The 16,818-nt window shown below is 70.9% G+C and carries 14 protein-coding genes; 8 read left to right on the top strand and 6 right to left on the bottom strand.

All coding sequences use genetic code 11. From position 1 onward, the window contains the following. Window positions 1–28 precede the first annotated feature (28 nt). Entirely contained in the window at window positions 29–1,591 is a 1,563-nt protein-coding gene (locus tag WME76_RS01140; protein ID WP_437958379.1) for a hypothetical protein, read from the bottom strand. 665 nt (window positions 1,592–2,256) lie between these two features. On the opposite strand from WME76_RS01140, the gene WME76_RS01135 reads away from it, so the two are divergent. Then, window positions 2,257–3,168: a LysR family transcriptional regulator gene (locus WME76_RS01135; RefSeq protein ID WP_437958378.1), complete on the top strand. Its 912-nt coding sequence runs from the start codon at window positions 2,257–2,259 to the stop codon at window positions 3,166–3,168. Window positions 3,169–3,426: 258 nt separating this feature from the next. On the opposite strand, the gene ilvE is transcribed toward WME76_RS01135, so the two are convergent. Both ilvE and WME76_RS01125 read right to left on the bottom strand, forming a co-directional pair. Next, a complete protein-coding gene (ilvE, locus tag WME76_RS01130; protein ID WP_437958377.1) occupies window positions 3,427–4,317 on the bottom strand; it encodes a branched-chain-amino-acid transaminase in 891 nt (296 codons plus the stop codon). 5 nt (window positions 4,318–4,322) lie between these two features. After that, on the bottom strand, window positions 4,323–5,024 hold the full coding sequence (locus WME76_RS01125) for an IclR family transcriptional regulator (RefSeq protein ID WP_437958376.1): 702 nt from the start codon (window positions 5,022–5,024) through the stop codon (window positions 4,323–4,325). 240 nt (window positions 5,025–5,264) lie between these two features. Here WME76_RS01125 and WME76_RS01120 point away from each other — a divergent pair, with 240 nt between their 5' ends. The 4 genes from WME76_RS01120 to WME76_RS01105 all read left to right on the top strand — a co-directional run bounded on the left by WME76_RS01120 (window position 5,265) and on the right by WME76_RS01105 (window position 9,484). Next, window positions 5,265–5,975 (top strand): alpha/beta hydrolase, encoded by a 711-nt coding sequence (locus tag WME76_RS01120; RefSeq protein WP_437958375.1) that lies wholly within the window; start codon window positions 5,265–5,267, stop codon window positions 5,973–5,975. A gap of 395 nt (window positions 5,976–6,370) precedes the next feature. Continuing rightward, on the top strand, window positions 6,371–7,222 hold the full coding sequence (locus WME76_RS01115) for a TauD/TfdA dioxygenase family protein (protein WP_437958374.1): 852 nt from the start codon (window positions 6,371–6,373) through the stop codon (window positions 7,220–7,222). Window positions 7,223–7,244: 22 nt separating this feature from the next. Continuing rightward, window positions 7,245–8,054: a class I SAM-dependent methyltransferase gene (locus tag WME76_RS01110; RefSeq protein ID WP_437958373.1), complete on the top strand. Its 810-nt coding sequence runs from the start codon at window positions 7,245–7,247 to the stop codon at window positions 8,052–8,054. Window positions 8,055–8,353: 299 nt separating this feature from the next. Continuing rightward, window positions 8,354–9,484: a substrate-binding domain-containing protein gene (locus WME76_RS01105; RefSeq protein WP_437958372.1), complete on the top strand. Its 1,131-nt coding sequence runs from the start codon at window positions 8,354–8,356 to the stop codon at window positions 9,482–9,484. Between the two features lie 40 nt (window positions 9,485–9,524). Here the strand turns inward: WME76_RS01105 and WME76_RS01100 are convergent, their stop codons facing one another. The 3 genes from WME76_RS01100 to WME76_RS01090 all read right to left on the bottom strand — a co-directional run bounded on the left by WME76_RS01100 (window position 9,525) and on the right by WME76_RS01090 (window position 13,010). Further along, window positions 9,525–10,817: a hypothetical protein gene (locus tag WME76_RS01100; protein ID WP_437958371.1), complete on the bottom strand. Its 1,293-nt coding sequence runs from the start codon at window positions 10,815–10,817 to the stop codon at window positions 9,525–9,527. Window positions 10,818–10,875: 58 nt separating this feature from the next. Further along, the gene (locus WME76_RS01095) at window positions 10,876–11,514 is read right to left on the bottom strand and encodes a peroxiredoxin (protein WP_433932745.1); all 639 of its coding nucleotides are present in this window, start codon (window positions 11,512–11,514) and stop codon (window positions 10,876–10,878) included. 173 nt (window positions 11,515–11,687) lie between these two features. Then, window positions 11,688–13,010 carry a S41 family peptidase gene (locus WME76_RS01090; RefSeq protein WP_437958370.1) on the bottom strand — a complete coding sequence of 441 codons (1,323 nt, stop codon included), beginning with the start codon at window positions 13,008–13,010 and terminating at the stop codon, window positions 11,688–11,690. 249 nt (window positions 13,011–13,259) lie between these two features. Here WME76_RS01090 and WME76_RS01085 point away from each other — a divergent pair, with 249 nt between their 5' ends. From WME76_RS01085 to WME76_RS01075, 3 genes are all read left to right on the top strand, one after another. Beyond that, a complete protein-coding gene (locus tag WME76_RS01085) occupies window positions 13,260–13,982 on the top strand; it encodes an SAM-dependent methyltransferase (RefSeq protein ID WP_437958369.1) in 723 nt (240 codons plus the stop codon). Window positions 13,983–14,479: 497 nt separating this feature from the next. Next, window positions 14,480–14,656 carry a hypothetical protein gene (locus WME76_RS01080; protein ID WP_437288329.1) on the top strand — a complete coding sequence of 59 codons (177 nt, stop codon included), beginning with the start codon at window positions 14,480–14,482 and terminating at the stop codon, window positions 14,654–14,656. Window positions 14,657–14,813: 157 nt separating this feature from the next. Further along, window positions 14,814–16,790: a RiPP maturation radical SAM C-methyltransferase gene (locus WME76_RS01075; protein WP_437958368.1), complete on the top strand. Its 1,977-nt coding sequence runs from the start codon at window positions 14,814–14,816 to the stop codon at window positions 16,788–16,790. Window positions 16,791–16,818: the final 28 nt, after the last annotated feature.

The raw sequence follows: 16,818 nt of genomic DNA, 5'->3' as shown, positions 1-16,818 counted from the left end.
GGCGCGCCCAGCGCGACAGCGCTCCCCGCTAGTACATCAGGTTACCCCTGCCGAGCCGGTACGTGATGTTCGCGCCGAACTGGTCGCGCGCGTTCTGGACGCGCGCGATCGCCGCCGAGAGGCGGGCCAGGCGCAGCGACCAGCGCGTCGCCTCGACGCCCGCCGCGATCTCGGCCTTCGCCAGCTGGAGGCGATCGAGCGCGACCGGGTGCAGCGGCGCGGTGGGGATGGACATGACCTTCACCGCGTCGTCGATCTCGACCTCGGCCAGCTCCATCAGGCGCCGCTGGACGTCGGCCTGCGTGTCGCGGAACCGGAGGGCGAGCACCTGGGCGGCGTCCAGGCGCTGCCTCGCGAGGTCGAGGTTGAACGCGGCGTTCAGGACGCGGAGGAAGCGCCCGATCTTGATGATGTCGGAATCGGGGAACGCGATCGGGCTGCCGAACCGCGCCTCCAGCTCCTTGCCGGCCGGCGAGTTCCTGAAGAAGCTCAGGGTGTAGTAATGGACAGCGCCCTCGATGTCGGGCCCGAACGCGTTCGAGTGGAAGAACGGCGGCGTGTCCACGGCCTCGATGATGGGCGGGACGTTGAACGTGCCGTCGCCGTACCCGTTCAGGAACTTGAGGTCGAGGACGTCGAAGTCGGGCTCGGCCTTCCCCTTGCCGCCGAACCCGCCGTCGAACACCCCGAAGGGGTCGTTGGTCCCCGGGGCCGTCCGGGTCCCCGTGTCCAGGTTGCGGTTGCGCCCCGAGTCCATGTGGTTCGCGCCGGCGTTGCTGTGGCACACGTTGCAGCGGCCGCGGTTCGGGTCGAGGAACGCGAGCCGCCCCTCGTCCGCCTCGGGGTCCTTCAGGTTGACCTTCGTCAGGTCGAGCTCGTTCGTCCGGCCGAGGCTCATCTGGTAGGCCAGCACGAGGTCGAGCTCCTGCTCGGTCGGGAGCCGGAACGCGACCCCGGGCTCGCGCCCGAGATCCTTCGGGAGGTGCTGCGTGATCCCGCCGGTGAGGAACTGGCGCAGCGAGCCGTCGCCCGGGGCGCCGTCGCCCGACCAGCCCGTGCGCTGCCGCGGCGCGTCCGCCGTCCCGTTCGCCGGGTCCGGCGCGATGGTGGTCGCCAGCGACAGCGTGTGCTGGACCCCGCGCATCACGTACTTGCGATCGAGGTCCTCGAAGCCGTCGACGTTCTCGCGGACAAGGGCGTTCGTCTTCAGCTCGAACGCCTCGAGATCGGTCAGCTCCGGTTCCTGCTCGAAGATGAAGAGCGGGTCGAGAGGGTTGCTGTCGAGGAGCGCGTCGATGAACGGGACGTCAAGCGTGAAGTTGTTTTCGACAGGATGGCAGGACCCGCAGGTCCGGCCGTTGCCCTCGAACGTCTCGCGAAAGAAGATATCAGCGCCTGCGCAAATTTCCCTCGTGACGAGCCCGGCGATCACCCTGGGGTCCTGTTCGCACGCCTTGAGCCGATCCCGGACGGTGAGCGCGCTCGACGCGGCGTTGTGGTGCTCGCCCTCCGGCGACGGCGCGCAGGACGCGAGGAGGGCGACAGCGGTGAGCGGAGCGAGGATCAACGAACTCAATGTGCGACTTGGCATGGCGCTCTCATTCCTGTGACCGTTGTTCTGTACAGTTGCCGAAGCGCGCCGCTCATGGACGCGGCGCGCGCGCTCCGCGGGCATCGCCCGGCGAAACGCGGTGGAAACGGGCCCGTCGGGGGGCGAACCAGCTCGAACCGACCTCTGCAATGGCCCCCTGGCGGCGAGATGGCGAGTTCAGGCCATCCGGCATCCAGGCGGCCTTCCAGGCGCGCCGAAGGCCCACGCTCCGCGCCCGTGCGAGCCTGTGCGAGCTCGTGTGAGCTGGGGCTCTGTGGCCGCTCCGCCCTGAAGCGGGCCGCGCGGGGGCTGGCTTTCAGGGCGATCTCAGGAGGCGGACTACTTAGCGGACCAGACCAGGAGCATCAATCTTCACCGGGCTCACAGCACATTTCCGACTGCTGCATGGTTCTTTACATCGAGACGACCACGTGACGACATGCACCGCCTGCACGCGCCACACCCTGGTGCGATCGCGGGCGGCGCGGCCGCCAGGAGGAGCCGGAAGCGAGGCTCCGCGGGCGTGCTCTGACGATCGAAGCGAGACATTGGCGCGGCGACCGGCGGCATCCCTCGCCTCCCCAGGCGGTCCATCCTGCCGGCTCAGTGAGGATCCTCTAGGGCGTCCCATGGCGCGCCTCCAACTCATTAGTAGCATGGGCCACATGCATCCCGTGCATCTTGCCTCGATCGACCTGAACCTGCTCGTCGTGTTCGACGCCCTGCTGGCGGAGGGGAGCGTCACGCGCGCGGCGGCCCGCGTCGGGCTGAGCCAGTCGGCGATGAGCCACGCGCTCGGGCGCCTCCGCGCCCTGATCGACGACCCCGTCCTGGTGCGCACGCCGAGGGGGATGATCCCGACCCCGCGCGCCCAGGAGCTCGCCGGCCCCATCCGCGAGGCCCTCGCCAAGATCGAGACGACGGTCGCGCGCAGCCCGCGCTTCGATCCCGCGACGGCGCGCCGCTCGTTCTCCGTCGCCACCGTGGATTACGTCGAGCTCATCCTGCTGCCGCGCCTCGTGCACAAGCTCTTCGCCGACGCGCCCTTCGTCGACCTGATCGCGCGGCCCTACGACAACGACATGTGGAGCTCCATGGAGACCGGCAAGGTCGATCTGGCGATCGGCCTGCTCCCGACCGTGCCCGCGGGGTTTTACCGGCAGAGGCTCATCGAGGAGCACTACATGTGCGTCGTGCGGAGGGACCACCCCGTTGTGCGCAGCAAGCTCACGCTCAAGATGTACGCGAGCCTGCCGCACGCGCTCATCAGCCCGCGCGGCGACGGCGGCGGCCGGGTGGACGAGGTCCTGGCCCAGCAGGGGCTCTCGCGCCGCGTGGCGCTGCAGATCCCGCACTTCCTCGTGGCGGCCCACATCGTCGCGCAGACCGACCTCGTGCTCACCGTGCCGGCGCGCATCGCGCGCGTGTTCGCGGACATGGAGGCGCTGCGCGTCATGAAGCCGCCCGTGGAGCTCGGCGGGTTCTCCCTGGACCAGGTGTGGCACGAGCGGCAGGCGAAGGACCCGGCGCACATGTGGCTGCGCGGGATCTTCGCGGAGATCGCCCGCGACTCCTGACCTGCCCCGCGGCGCCGCGTCGCTCGACGGCGCCCGCGGGACGGCGAGATGGTGAACCGGTCCGTATCGCCTCGCCGGCTCCGCGGCCCCTCCCCCTGGCACCCCGATCAGCCTGGAAGCCCGGAGATCAACGCAAAGGCGCAAAGGCGCAAAGACGCAAAGATGCAAAGAATAGATCTTCTCTCTTGCGCCTTTGCGCCTTTGCGCCTTTGCGTTAAATTCTCGCTCTTTCTTCGCGTTCTCGACCCGTTTGTCGCTCTAGCCCTGACCGCCGGCCGGCGCGATGATCTCGACGCCCTCGCTCTCGGCGAGACGCCGGTGCAGCGCGGTCAGGCGGGCGGTGACGGGGCCGCGCTCCCCGCCGCCGATCGTGCGCCCGTCGAGGCTCCGCATCGCGATCACGCCGGCGCCGGTGCCCGTCAGGAACGCCTCGTCGGCGGCGAAGAAGTCGAGCCGCCCGAGCGAGCGCTCGACGACGGTGAGCCCGATGCTGCGCGCGATGTCCATCACGGCCGCGCGGTTGATGCCCTCGAGGCACCCGTCGGTGGGCGGCGGCGTCGCGAGCACGTCGCCGCGGAGCGCGAACACGTTGGCCACCGAGGCCTCGGCGACGTGGCCGCGCGTGTTCAGCAGGAGCGCGTCGTCGGCGCCGCGCTGCCTGGCCTCGAGCTTCGCGAGCGCGGAGCCGAGGTAGTTCAGGCTCTTGACCCGCATGTCGAGCGCGTCCGCGTCCGGACGCCGGTGGCTCGACGTGATGAGATCGAGGCCGCGCCGCCGCTGCTCCTCGCTGAAGAGGCGGATCGACCCCACGATGCAGAACAGCCCGGGCCGCTCGCAGGTCGTGGGGTCGACGCCGAGCGGGCCGACGCCGCGCGTCACCACGAGGCGGACGTAGGCCTCGCGCTCGCCGTGCGCGCGCGCCGTCTCCTCGACGATCGCGCGGAGCTCGTCGGTCGAGCGCGGCAGCGCGACGCCGAGCGCCTTCGCGCCGACCGCGAGCCGCGCGAGGTGGCGGTCGATCCGGAAGACCCGGCCCGCCGCGACGCGCATGCCCTCGAACACGCCGTCGCCGTAGAGCAGCCCGTGGTCGGTCACGTTCACGGTCGCCTCTGCCACGTCGACGACCCGCCCATCGATCCATGTCTTCATGCCGTTCACCTCCTGCCTTCACCCTGGAGCGCGCGCGCGACGCGCTCCGCGACCTCGCGCGTGTGGCGCACCGCGGCGTCGTGCCGATCGCCGCGCAGGCTCTGGGCCGCGGCGGCGCAGGCGATGCAGCCGTGCAGGCTGCCGCGCGCGAGCACCGGGGCCGCGATGACCGTGAGCCCGTCGATCCACTCCCCCTCGTTCACGTCGTAGCCGCGCCGCGCGGCGCGCTGCGCGGCGGGGTCCGCGGCCGGGGCGCCCACGAGCTCGGGCGCGTGCGCGAGGTAGAGCCGGCCGCTCGCCGTCACGTCGACAGGGACCTCGGCCCCGACCGTGGGCGCCGCGCGCAGGAGCCCGGTGCCCTCCGCCTTGTCGAGCACGACGAGCCGCCCCGCGCGCGCCGCGACGAGGAAGAACGTCTCGCCGAACGCGCGCGCCGCCCGCTCCAGCTCCGGCCTGGCCACGCGCGCGACGGGGTCGAGCCCCTGCGCCCCGAGCCCGAGGCGGATGAGGCCGACGCCGAGCCGGTAGCGCCCCTCGCCGTCCTGCTCGACCAGCGCGTGCGCCGCGAGCGACGCGAGCAGCCGGTGCAGGGTCGCCTTCGGCATGCCGAGGCGCGCCGCGAGCTCCGCCAGCGACGCGCTGCCGCCGCTCTCCCGCAGCGCCTCGAGGGCGCGCACCGCCTTGTCGACCGTTCCCGAGCGTTCCATTATCCGGAATTACGTTCCGATATTTGATCTACCCCGGCGTCGGGCCGCCGTCCAGGGCCCGCCGGGATCGCGACGTCGTTCCCGCGCGTTTCGATGCGCGCGCCGCGGTCCGAGGTGCGCGGGGGCGGGCCCGGTGTGCCGGCGAAGCGCGCGCTGGTGCCGATCGAGGGGGTCGATTAGCGTCGCGGTCGTCCCATCGCGCGCCGCAGATCGCGCGCGCGCCGCGAAGGCGAGGAGCTCATGAGCGCAATCCCCTCGGTCGTACTCGTCCACGGCGCCTGGCACCGGCCGGCGTGCTGGTCCCAGGTCGCGTGCAGGCTGCTCGGCAGCGGGATCGACGTGCGCGTGCCGGAGCTGCCGAGCGCCGGGGCGGAGGCGGGCCAGCGCGGGGATCTCGCCGCGGACGCGGCCGCGGTCCGCGCGGCGCTCGCCGAGGTGCCCGGCGAGGCGATCGTTGTCGCGCACTCCTACGGCGGGCTGCCGGTGACCGAGGTGGCGGCCCGGACGGGCAAGGTCGCCCACATCGTCTACCTGTGCGCGTTCATGCTCGGCCCGGGGGACTCGCTGCTCTCGGCGATCGGCGGACAGCCCCCGCCGTGGTGGATCACCTCGGCCGACGGCGCGACGGTGACGCCCGCCGATCCGCGCAGCGTCTTCTACAACGACTGCGCCGAGGAGGTGGCGGCCGCCGCCGAGGCGGCGCTGGTGCCCCAGGCCAGGGCGGCGTTCACGCAGCCGCTGAGCGCCGCGGCCTGGCAGGAGCTGCCGTCGACGTACGTGATCTGCCAGCGCGACAACGCGATCCCGGTGTTCGCGCAGGAGGCGATGTCGCAGCGCGCGCGGAAGGTCCTGCGCCTCGACGCGAGCCACTCTCCGTTCCTGTCGCGACCGGACGAGGTGGCCGCGATCGTGCGCGGCGTCCTCGCGGCGCCCCTCGGCGACGCCGGCTGAGCCGTCGTGGCGCCGCCCGGCCCCGGCGCGAACGGGCGATGCCCTCGCCGGACCTCGCGACGACCTCCGGCGCGTCGACGCTCCTGACGACGAACCGCCGCGCCGGGCGCGCGCGCGCGGAGCTCGGGCGAGAAGACCGCCCGGCGTCCGCCGTGCGCCCCGGGCAGCGGCGTTGCTGAGCGGCTGCTCCCGGCGCAGCAGCGCCCCGCCCGCCGCCGCCCGGCGGCGCCTGCCGCGCGCCGCTTTCGCGCCTGGTACGTCCCATGCTCGCGTCGGTCGACGCTGCGCACCCGCGCCGCCGGCGCTCGCTCCTCACCCCGGACCTCGCAGCGGGGCGGCGCCGGCGGCGCGGGCTCGCGGCGCCGAGGCCTGTCTCATCCACCCGGAGGCCACCGATGTCCCTCGTCCTCACCGCAGAGCGCCCCCCGACCGTCCACGCCTTCGAGGTGCGCCGTCACACGCCCATCCTGGGCGCCACCGTGACCGGCCTCGACCTCGGCCGCGAGGTCGACGTGGCGACCGCCGCGCGCCTGCGCCAGGCGCTGCGGGAGCACGGCGTCCTGTTCTTCCGGGACCAGCACCTGACGCCGGGCCGCTTCCTCGACGTCGCGCGCGTCTTCGGCGAGCCGCTGCGGCACAACCCCTACATCCCGTCCGTGCACGAGCACTCGGGCGTCGAGATCATCGAGTCCGGCGCCGGCAAGCGGATCCTCGCCAACGAGGCGTGGCACGCCGACGTGACCTGGCGCCCGGACCCGCCGAAGGCCACGGCCCTCTACGCGGTCGAGCTGCCGCCGCTCGGCGGCGACACGGTGTGGACCAGCGCCACGGGCGCGTATGCCTCGCTCGACCCGCTGCTCGCCGCCTACCTGGAGACGCTCACCGCCGTGAACTTCGTGGACGCGAGCGGGCACGCGCGGGCGCCAGGGCGGGACGAGCGCCTCGACGAGTTGCGCGCGAAGTATCCGCCGATCGACGTGCCGGTGATCAAGACACACCCCGAGACAGGCCAGAAATACGTCTTCGTCACCGAGCTGCACACGACCTATATCAAGGGCGTCAGCCGCACGACCAGCGAGAGCCTGCTCCGCCTGCTCTTCGGCGTGCTCGCCGATCCGGTGCTGCACGCGCGGTTCAGCTGGAAGCCCGGCTCGCTCGCGGTCTGGGACAACCGGCTCGTGCAGCACCGCGCCATCCACGACTACGGCGATCAGCGGCGAGCGCTGTATCGCGCGACGCTGGCCTGAGGCCAGGAGAGGTGTCACCGCCATGTCAGAACGCAAGCTCTTCTACCCGGAACGATTCAAGACCGCCTCGCGGTTCTACACGACCGGCCGCCCTTCCTATCCCAGGCTCCTCGGCCGCCGCGTGGCCGAGCTGGTCGGGGTCAACCAGGACGCCAGCGTGCTCGATCTCGGGACCGGCCCGGGGTTCCTCGCGATCGACTTCGCGCCGCACGCCGGGTCGGTGACCGCGGTGGATCCGTCCCCCGAGATGCTCGCCGCGGCGCGCGAGAACGCCGCGCGGGCGGGCGCCTCGATCCGCTTCGTTCAGGGCAGCTCGTACGAGCTCGGCCCGCACCTCGGCCGCTTCAAGCTCGTGACCATCGGCCGCGCCTTCCACTGGATGGACCGCGTCGAGACCCTCAGGTCGCTCGACACGCTGCTCGAGCGCGGCGGCGCGGTGGCGCTGTTCGGGGAGAGCTACCCCGAGGTCCCCGCGAACGCGTGGCACAAGGACTTCCAGGCGCTCATCGACAAGTACTCGACCGAGGACCCGGCGCGGCCGCAGATCCGCCAGGCCGTGAAGAACGAGGCCGTGCTGCTCGACTCCGCCTTCGGCCACCTCGAGCGCGTCTCCGTGCTCGAGCCGCGAGAGACCCCCGTGGAGCGGTTCGTCGACCGCGCCCTGTCGTTCGCGGCCACCTGGCACGGCCGGCCGGGGTCACGCGAGGAGGACCTGGCCGTCGAGGTCCGCCAGACCCTCGCCAGGTACGCCGGCGCGAACGGCATCGTCCGCGAGGTCCTCGAGGGGCACGCGCTGATCGCCCGCCGCCCGCGCGAGGTGCTCGCCGACTGACCCGGCGGACCTCGCTGCGGGACAACGCCCGAGTGAACCCGCCATTCCAGCCCTTGTTCACCATTCCATATCCCTCTTGACAGCTCGAACCGGCGTGTGGTCCGTTTATCGTGGACGACGCGTGTGCTGCGTGGAAGCTGGACCAGCTGTGGGACTCGCGTACCTGCTCTAGGTATCGTGCTCACCTGCAGCGCCGGTCACCCCGACGATGCGATCGTCCTCGGGAGCCTCTTGCCCTTCGAGGAGCAGAGTCTTCCCCGGTGACGTTCACGTCGGGCGCACGGACGAGGAGGGGTCTCATGCTGACGATCGGACGATGGGGGATCACGGCGCTCGGGCTCACGCTGATGACGGCGGCATGCGGATCGAGCGATGCCCCCGGCGAGGGTGAGCGATCCGCGCCCATCCAGCGAGCGCCGACCCTCGCGAGCGAGTTCACGCCCGTGGAGATCGAGGAGACGGTCGACAACCTCGTCGCCGAGATCAACAAGAACGCGACCCGGCCGATGCAGATGGCGGTCCTGCTGAAGGAGGCCAGCGGCTTCTGGTCGACCGTCTTCAGGGCCGCGAACCGGGCCATGGGCGAGCTCGACGTCACGGGGAGCGTGCTCGGGCCCATCGCGCCGAAGGGCGATGACGAGGAAAAGGTCGAGTTCCAGAATCTACAGCTCGAGCAGGTGGTGGCGGACGGCGCGGAGGGGATCGGCATCGCTCCGTTTGGCAACGACCAGACCACCGCCGTCGACGAGGCGGTCGCGAAGGGCGTCGACGTGGTGACGCTCGACACCGACGTGCCGGCCACGAAGCGCTCGCTCCACGTCGGGACGCTCGACAGGGCTGCCGGCGCCACGGCCGCGAAGACCTTGCTCGCGATGCTCCCCCCGGGGCCGGGTACGGTGGTCATCCACGGCTACGAGGACACGGGCTGGGTCAACGGCGTCGAGCGGACGCAGGGCGCTGCGGACGTGTTCGAGGCCGCCGGTCACGAGGTCCTGGTGCGCGAGGCCAGCTGGGAGGAGGGGGGCGAGACCGAGGACGTCGACTGGATGAAGACCCAGATCGAGACCGCGGACCCGCCCGTCGTGGGGATGCTCGGCCTGTTCAACATCTCGTACCGGTGCGCCATGGCCGCGGAGGCCACGGGCGAGCACGACATCCCCATCGTCGCCTTCGACTTCGATCCGAAGACCGTCGACTACATGCGCGAGGGGCGCATCAAGGCCACGCACATCCAGCGGCAGTACTACCAGGGTTACCTCGTGCCCTACATCCTCTACGGCATCAAGAGCATCGGCCTCGACGCAACCAGGGAGATCCTCGCCCCGCAGATGGTCGACGACAGTCGGGTCAACACCGGCCTCGACGTGGTTCGAGCGGACAAGATCGACGCCTACAACGACTTCCTCGACCTGATCGGCTCGAACCAGTAGCGGCGTCGGGCGCGCCGGCGATGCGCCGGAGCGGCGAGGGCTATCCGTCGTCCGGCAGGTACAGCTTCACGTCGTCGAACTCGGCGGTGCCCTCGTAGTAGTTGATGTGCGGATCGCCGAAGAAGAAGTGGTCCGGATAGGCCGACCCCGCCGGCCAGGTCTCGAACGTCTCGCCGTGGTCGACCGTCTCGTTGTGGACGGGAGGCTCGTACTCCTCGGGGCGCTGGTTGTAATGCCACGTCACCGGCGGCTCGCGGAAGCCCCTCCGGGCCGCGTACGTCGTGACGCCGCCGTGATGGAACCTGCCCGCCGCGGACATCGCGTAGCCCTCGCCGTCGCGCTCGACGGTGAACACGTACGCCTCCCTGTCGAGGTACTTGTCCGCGAAGACCGGGCCGTCCTTCCACCCGCCGGGCGTGTACGACGTGAAGCCGTTGCCGTTCCAGGGGCTCCCGAACGCGTCGCCGCGGAGCCACAGCATGCTCACGTAGCGCGAGCCGTCCTGCTCGGCGCGCCCTGTCAACGGGCTCCAGACCGACGACCAGGGGCCGCCCTCGCCGAAGTTGTTGTCGGTGTCCATCACGACCTTCCGGTGATGATGGATGAAGACGTTGTTGTGCGGCGCCGGGCGCGCGTAATCGGTGATGCAGAGAAAGTAAACACCGTTACCGAAGGTCGCGGACAGCGGCGTCGTGCTCCTGTCGCTGAACCGCCAGGGGTCGGCCGCCTCGTCGCCGTCATAGCCGTTGACCTTGCCCCCGTGCGTCCAGCTCCCCTCGTTCATGCCGCCGAAGGCGATGTTCGAGACGGTCACCTCGACGCGGTACCGCGCCGGCAAGGGCGCGGTCGAGCGGAGGATCGCGCCGTCGTAATGGCGGGTCGAGACGAGCCGCGCCCGGCCGCCCACCGCGTCGAAGCGGCCGCCCGTCTCGGGGACACCGTCGCTGTCGCTGTCGCGGCCGTACAGCTCGACCGTGAGCCAGCCCCCTTCGCCGTACGTGAAGGACTTCCGGAACGAGCGGAACTTCCTCAGCCCCTCGCGGAACACCTCACCGCCGCGCGCGAGGAAGAACGCGCCGTCTTCATCGAAGGAATCGACGTGATAGGGGCTCCCGTCACCATAGGAGTCCTCGGTCCACGCCGCGGGCTCCCGGAACGGCGCGTCGAAGGTCTCGTGGTGCACGAGCCTCCACCGCGTGACCGCGTCCCGCGCGACATGCGCGTCCCGCGCCGCCGGCTGCGGCGCGCCGGCGGTCGTCCCGGGTGCCTCGCGCGCCGGCGCGCGGGAGCACGCCGGGAGCGACAGGGCGAGCAGGACGAGCAGCCGGGTCATGCGTCTCGCGCGGGTGTGTCTCACGCCATGAGCAGCGCGCGGGCGGCGCGGCCGCCCCTCAGCGGTTCGGCTGGGGGGTGAGGCGCAGGTACGGGCGGACGGCGTTGTAGCCCTTCGGGAACTTCTGCGCGAGGACCGCGGGGTCCTGGAGCGAAGGGACGATCACGACGTCGTCGCCGTCCTTCCAGTTGGCCGGCGTCGCCACGGAGTGGCTGTCCGTGAGCTGGAGCGAGTCGATGAGGCGCAGGAGCTCGTCGAAGTTGCGCCCCGTGCTCGCCGGGTACGTGAACGTCGCGCGGACCTTCTTGTTCGGGTCGATGACGAACACCGAGCGGACCGTGAGCGTGTCGTTCGCCTGCGGGTGGATCATCCCGTACAGGCTCGACACCTTCCGGTCGACGTCGGCGAGGATCGGGTAGTTCAGCTTCGTGCGCTGCGTCTCCTCGATATCCACGGTCCAGCGCTTGTGCGAGTCGACGTCGTCGACGCTGAGGGCGATCGGCTTGACGCCGCGCTTGTCGAACTCCGCCTTGAGGTTCGCGACCGCGCCGAGCTCGGTCGTGCAGACCGGGGTGAAATCCTTCGGGTGCGAGAACAGGATCACCCACGAATTCCCGGCCCACTCGTGGAACCGGATGGTCCCGTGCGTGGACTCTTGCTCGAAATCGGGCGCGATGCTTCCGAGTTGCAGGCTCATGACAGTCCCTCCTGGCCGCGGCCATATGTCCGCTATGGCGGAGGAATGTCTGCCAAGCTGCTCATGGTGTCAAGCCGGTCGCTGCGGTCTTTCTTCACCCGGCGCCGCGCCGGCCCGCCGGGCAACGCAGGACCGGGCGGCCCTCCGGGGCCCGCGGCGAGCCCACGATCGCCTCAGAGGGCGCCGATCTCGCGCCGGAGGCCGTCCCAGCGGATCTCGCGCGGCGGCGCCGGGCGCCGCTCGCCCGCCCCGACCGGCTGCGCTGGGCTCGAGCACTCCCCGCGCTCCAGGAGGTGCAGCGCCTCCGCGAGGCCCGTCTCGTCCGGGTCGCCGAGCTCCGCGTCGAGCGTGTCGTCGGCGGGGCAGTCCGGGGCGAAGCCATCGAAGTAATCGCCCTCTTCCTTGGCGTTGAGCACCCGGAACGAGATCGGGTTGAGGAGCTTGTCGCAGTAGTCCCAGCCGTGCATGCCGACGGGCTTGCCGTGCGTTGTCGAGCCGACGAGCTTGACGTCGATGTACGGACGGAGGCTGTTGATCAGCGTCTCGCTGGCGGAGGCCGTGCTGCTGGAGGTGATGACGACCACCCGGGACAGGGGCAGCGCCGGCTCGTCGAGCTCCTCGAACGAGGCGCGCTTGTCCCAGTCGCCGTGCCTGTCGTTGTGCGCGGTGATGTCGAGCAGCGCGCCGGCCGTCGCCGGCCGGTGGATCAGGCTCGCGAGGTGCCGCTCGACGGCGAGGCGCCCCCCGCCGTTGTAGCGCAGGTCGAGGACCAGCTCGTTCACCTGGCTCTCGCGGAACGTCGCGAACGCGCGATCGAGCTCTCCCGCCGAGGGCTCGATGAAGGTGGTGAGCATGAGGTAACCGACCGTCGACGAGCCGACCTGGAGGACGCGCGGGTTCAGCACCGTGGAGACGGCATACCAGGCCTTCCGGACGGCGACCGTGGCGACCTCCTCGCCCGGGCGCTCGACCGTCAGCGAGATCTCGTGTCCTTCCTCGTCGGGGCCCGTCACCTCGGCCCAGCGGTCGTCGCGGGTGATCTCCTCGACGTCGATGTCGTTGACGGCCAGCACCCTGTCGCCCCGGCGCAGGCCCGCGGCGCCCGCGGGCGAGGCGGGGTGGACCAGGGCGAACCGGAGGATGCCCTCCTGGTCGAAGCTCCACCGGAAGCCGAGCCCCAGGGTCTGTCCTTCACGGAAGTACGCCTCGTAGTCGCTCTTGAGCGTGACGTAGCTCCAGCGGTCACGGGTCTTGTCGACGAGGTCCTCGAGCAGCGCCTCGGGCGAGGGGTAGCTCCGGTAGTCCACGTCGGGTACGCCGTCGTACCAGAGATAGACATCCTTCATCAGCTCGAACAGAAACTCGTTCTGCCCGGCCGTGGAGCAGTCCGCCGCCTGCGCCACCGCCTCGTCGGACGGGGTGCAGCCCGTCGTGACGGCGACGGCCAGCGCGAGGGCACACGGGGAGAGGACCGCGACAAGCTTCGAAGCGACCATGGCCTCAGCTCACCACGAAAAGGAAACGGCGAGCAACGCCGATCTGGGGCGGGGTCGTGCCGGACGCCGCCCCGGGCGCCGGCGGGGGATGGAGGGAGCGGGGGGCACGGGGAGTGCTCGAGGCCGCGGGGGTCCCCACAGAAAGCCCCGCCAACCGGATCGAAACCCCCGCCCTGCCGAGGCTGCACGGAGGGTGATACGCCTCTGCTGAAGGCGGCCCGGGCGACCGTCCGCCAAGGAGAAGGCGTGATGAAGACGGACGAGCACGGGAAACACACAACGAACTTCGGGCGCGAGCGAGCATTGGGCTACGACGACCAGGTGCGCCGCTTCTGGCCGGGTTATGGCGTCATGCAGCAGGTCATCGCCGAGGTGATGGTCGCTGCGCTCCCCGACGAGGAGGCCGCGTCGCTGCTGATCGTCGGCGTCGGGACCGGGAGCGAGGTGACGCCGTTCGCGCGCTACGCGGGGGCCGGCGTTCGTTTCACGGGCGTCGACCCCTCGGCGGAGATGCTCGCCGTCGCGAGGGAGAGGCTCGCGGCGGAAGGCCTCCTCGAGCGGACGAGCCTGCACGCCTGCCAGCTGCGCGATCTCGCGCGCGGGCCCTTGTTCGACGGCGCCCAGATGATCGGCGTCCTGCACCACGTCCCGGGCGATGAGGCGCGCCTCGAGCTCTTGCGGGAGATCGCCGGGCGCCTGAAGCCGGGGGCGCCCTTCGTGATCGGCTGTAGGACCGGAGACGATCCGCTGCTGAGGGCCGTCGAGGACCGGCGGGCCGTCGCGGAGGGGATGCCGCCCGAGGCGGCGGAGCAACGACGGAAGGCCCTGGCGTCGTTGAAGATGCCGGCCTCGGACGCCGAGGTCCTGGCGCTCCTGGCCCAGGCAGGCTTCATTGCGCCTCGCCTGATCTTCTGCGAGCTGCAAATCAAGACCTGGGTGACGCGCTACGAGCCATCCACGCTCGGCGCGTGACGCGGCGACGCGCGGGGCCGCGGCTCCGCCCGCCGGTGGGCGCCGCCGGCGCGACGCGAGGGCGACGACCGAGCTCCGCGCGGCTTGCTTGCTCGGCTTTCTGGGGGGGTACGACCACGGCGTGGCAGCCGCCCCCGCGCAGGCGCTGCCGGCCGCGGGTCTCACGGATCGGGGTGGCCGATCACACCTCAGCAGTACTTGCCGACCCGAGCAGAACTTGCTTTCGCGCCGCAAACTGGCCGAGCAAAGCTTGCGTTGATCGATCCGTGACGCCCTGAGCGCGCGCCGTCGAGCGCAGCCGGCGCCATGGCGCGTCGCTTGCTATTGCTGTCATCGAGCGTCGCTCGTCACAGACGCTGTGACGGCCCGACGCTCGACGGCCGACCGTCGACGCCAGCGGGGGGGTGTCTTCATGAACCTCCCTGGATCAGGCGCGATCTGCGTGAGCGCTCACGCGGGTCGGGGCATTCACATCAACAACCTATCAGGAGGAACACATGGGTTCTCGCAGGACTGAGCTCCGCCGCGCGGAGGGCGCCCTCATGGGCATCGATCTCGACGCGGCCGGGGATATGGAGCTGGCGCAGCCGGACGCCACGTCCGACCGCATCAAGCAGTTCCTGAACACGTGCTCGGAGGCGGAGATCGCGCAGCTGCTCGATCTGAACGCCTAGCCGGGTGATCCGGCGGAGGAGGTCGACGCGCGCGCCGGCCTCCTCCGCCGCTCTCTCGTCGCTCGCCGCCGGCTCGCGCACATCGAGCAGACCGGATGGCGTCCTGCCGCCTGGAACCACAGGCGCGCTCAACGTCAGCTCTCTGCGAGGCATTCCCATGGACGTACTCACGCGCAGCGCCACACCTCGGACCGCCGTCTCCCCCGCGCCCGCGGACACGGCGCTGATCAGCATGCCGTTCGGTCCCATCTCGATGCCGTCGATCGGGCTCGGGCTCCTCTCGGCCGGGCTCGCGAGCAAGGAGATCAGGTCGAGGACGCTGTACTTCAACCTGAAGTTCGCCGGTCGCCTGGGCACCGAGCGCTACATCAGGATCTCCCGCTATCACCCGCCGTACGACCAGATCGGGGACTGGATCTTCAGCGCGGCGCTCTTCGGGGACGACGCCGAGGCGACGCAGCGTTACATCGACGAGATCCTCAAGGGGCGCACGACGGCGTTCCGCGAGGGGCACTACACGAACCGGCCTTACCCCGACGAGCACATCGAGATGCTCCTGGAGGCGCGGCGCCTGGCGCCGGAGTTCCTCGAGGAGTGCGCGGCCGAGGTGCTGGCCACGAGGCCCCGCATCGTCGGCTTCACGACCACGTTCGAGCAGAACGTCGCGTCGCTCAGCCTGGCCCGGCTCATCAAGGAGGCGGCGCCAGAGACCCTGATCGTCTTCGGCGGCGCGAACTGCGAAGGATCGATGGGCCAGGCGCTGGTCCGGCACTTCCCGTTCGTCGACGTCGCGGTGTCCGGCGAGGGCGACACGGCGTTTCCGCTCCTGGCCGAGCAGTACCTGCGCGACGGGACGATCCCCCTGCTCAAGAGCGTGTCGTGTCAGGAGGCCCGGCGGAGGCGCTCGCGCCAGCTCATGGCGCAGCCGGCGCCGCCGGTCGTGATGGACTCGCTGCCGTTCTGCGATTACGACGACTTCTTCGAGCAGGTCGAGCGGTACGGCGTCGACGCCGGGGAGGTGCACTGGATCCCCTTCGAGACGTCGCGCGGCTGCTGGTGGGGCGAGAAGCACCACTGCACCTTCTGCGGGCTCAACGGCGCTGTCATGACCTACCGCAGCAAGTCGGATCAGCGCGCGTTCGACGAGCTCCTCTATCTCACGGATCGCTACCCGAACCGGGCGGTCCAGGTGGTCGACAACATCCTCGACACCCGGTACTTCAAGACGCTGCTGCCCAGGCTCGCGGAGCTGGATCAGGAGTTCGAGCTCTTCTACGAGGTGAAGGCGAACCTCAAGAAGGAGCAGCTCCGGCTCATGAAGCGGGTGGGGATCACGTCGATCCAGCCTGGCATCGAGAGCCTGAGCACCGAGGTCCTGGCGCTCATGCGCAAGGGCATCTCGGGGATCCAGAACGTCCAGCTGCTCAAGTGGTCGAAGGAGCTCGGCATCGACGTGCAGTGGAACATCCTGTGGGGCTTCCCCGGCGAGACGGCCGAGGGGTACGCCGAGACGGCGAGGCTGATCCCCCTTCTGGTCCACCTGCAGCCGCCGGCCTCGGTCCCGCCGATCCGCCTGGATCGGTTCAGCCCCAACTTCGATCAGGCCGAGCAGATGGGGTTCCGCGACGTCGCGCCCTACCCGGCGGCGCTGCTGACCTATCACGCGCTGCCCCCCGAGGCGGTGTTCGACCTCTCCTACTACTTCATCTACGATCAGGCGCACTGGGACACGGCGCTCGGGTACACCCGCCCCGTCGCCGAGCAATGGATCCGCTGGCAGGCGCTCCACCCCGCTGCCGATCTGTTCTTCGTCGACAAGGGCTCGGCCCTGCTGCTCTGGGATCTGCGCGACGACGCGCCGGATCATCGGCCGGTGACGGTGCTCGACGGCGCGCGGCGCCTGGTCTACCTCGGGTGCGACGCGATCCGGACCGCGGCGAGCCTCTCGCGCGACCTCGGGCTCGACGAGGGGACCGTGCAGGCCGCGCTGGACGAGCTGACCCGCCGCGGGCTGATGATGCGCGAGGGGAGCTCGTACCTGAGCCTGGCCATCCCCACGGGCGTTTACCAGCCGAACGCGCGCGTGCTCCGCCGGGTGGAGCAGCACCTGCAGCGGGTCGGCGTGGCGGCGTGACGCGCGGCGAGCGACCCGGGAGGCGCCG

This window comes from Sorangium sp. So ce119 (genome assembly GCF_051524405.1).
Lineage (GTDB): Bacteria > Myxococcota_A > Polyangia > Polyangiales > Polyangiaceae > Sorangium > Sorangium cellulosum_G.
Note: the sequence above shows the minus strand (reverse complement) of the source record. Positions and strands in the feature narration are given on the sequence as shown.

Bases quoted from the DNA above. Each gene is read 5' to 3' on its own strand.
- WME76_RS01140 (WP_437958379.1), bottom strand. From the start codon at position 1,591: ATGCCAAGTCGCACATTGAGTTCGTTGATCCTCGCTCCGCTCACCGCT.
- WME76_RS01135 (WP_437958378.1), top strand. From the start codon at position 2,257: ATGCATCCCGTGCATCTTGCCTCGATCGACCTGAACCTGCTCGTCGTG.
- ilvE (WP_437958377.1), bottom strand. From the start codon at position 4,317: ATGAAGACATGGATCGATGGGCGGGTCGTCGACGTGGCAGAGGCGACC.
- WME76_RS01125 (WP_437958376.1), bottom strand. From the start codon at position 5,024: ATGGAACGCTCGGGAACGGTCGACAAGGCGGTGCGCGCCCTCGAGGCG.
- WME76_RS01120 (WP_437958375.1), top strand. From the start codon at position 5,265: ATGAGCGCAATCCCCTCGGTCGTACTCGTCCACGGCGCCTGGCACCGG.
- WME76_RS01115 (WP_437958374.1), top strand. From the start codon at position 6,371: ATGTCCCTCGTCCTCACCGCAGAGCGCCCCCCGACCGTCCACGCCTTC.
- WME76_RS01110 (WP_437958373.1), top strand. From the start codon at position 7,245: ATGTCAGAACGCAAGCTCTTCTACCCGGAACGATTCAAGACCGCCTCG.
- WME76_RS01105 (WP_437958372.1), top strand. From the start codon at position 8,354: ATGCTGACGATCGGACGATGGGGGATCACGGCGCTCGGGCTCACGCTG.
- WME76_RS01100 (WP_437958371.1), bottom strand. From the start codon at position 10,817: ATGACCCGGCTGCTCGTCCTGCTCGCCCTGTCGCTCCCGGCGTGCTCC.
- WME76_RS01095 (WP_433932745.1), bottom strand. From the start codon at position 11,514: ATGAGCCTGCAACTCGGAAGCATCGCGCCCGATTTCGAGCAAGAGTCC.
- WME76_RS01090 (WP_437958370.1), bottom strand. From the start codon at position 13,010: ATGGTCGCTTCGAAGCTTGTCGCGGTCCTCTCCCCGTGTGCCCTCGCG.
- WME76_RS01085 (WP_437958369.1), top strand. From the start codon at position 13,260: ATGAAGACGGACGAGCACGGGAAACACACAACGAACTTCGGGCGCGAG.
- WME76_RS01080 (WP_437288329.1), top strand. From the start codon at position 14,480: ATGGGTTCTCGCAGGACTGAGCTCCGCCGCGCGGAGGGCGCCCTCATG.
- WME76_RS01075 (WP_437958368.1), top strand. From the start codon at position 14,814: ATGGACGTACTCACGCGCAGCGCCACACCTCGGACCGCCGTCTCCCCC.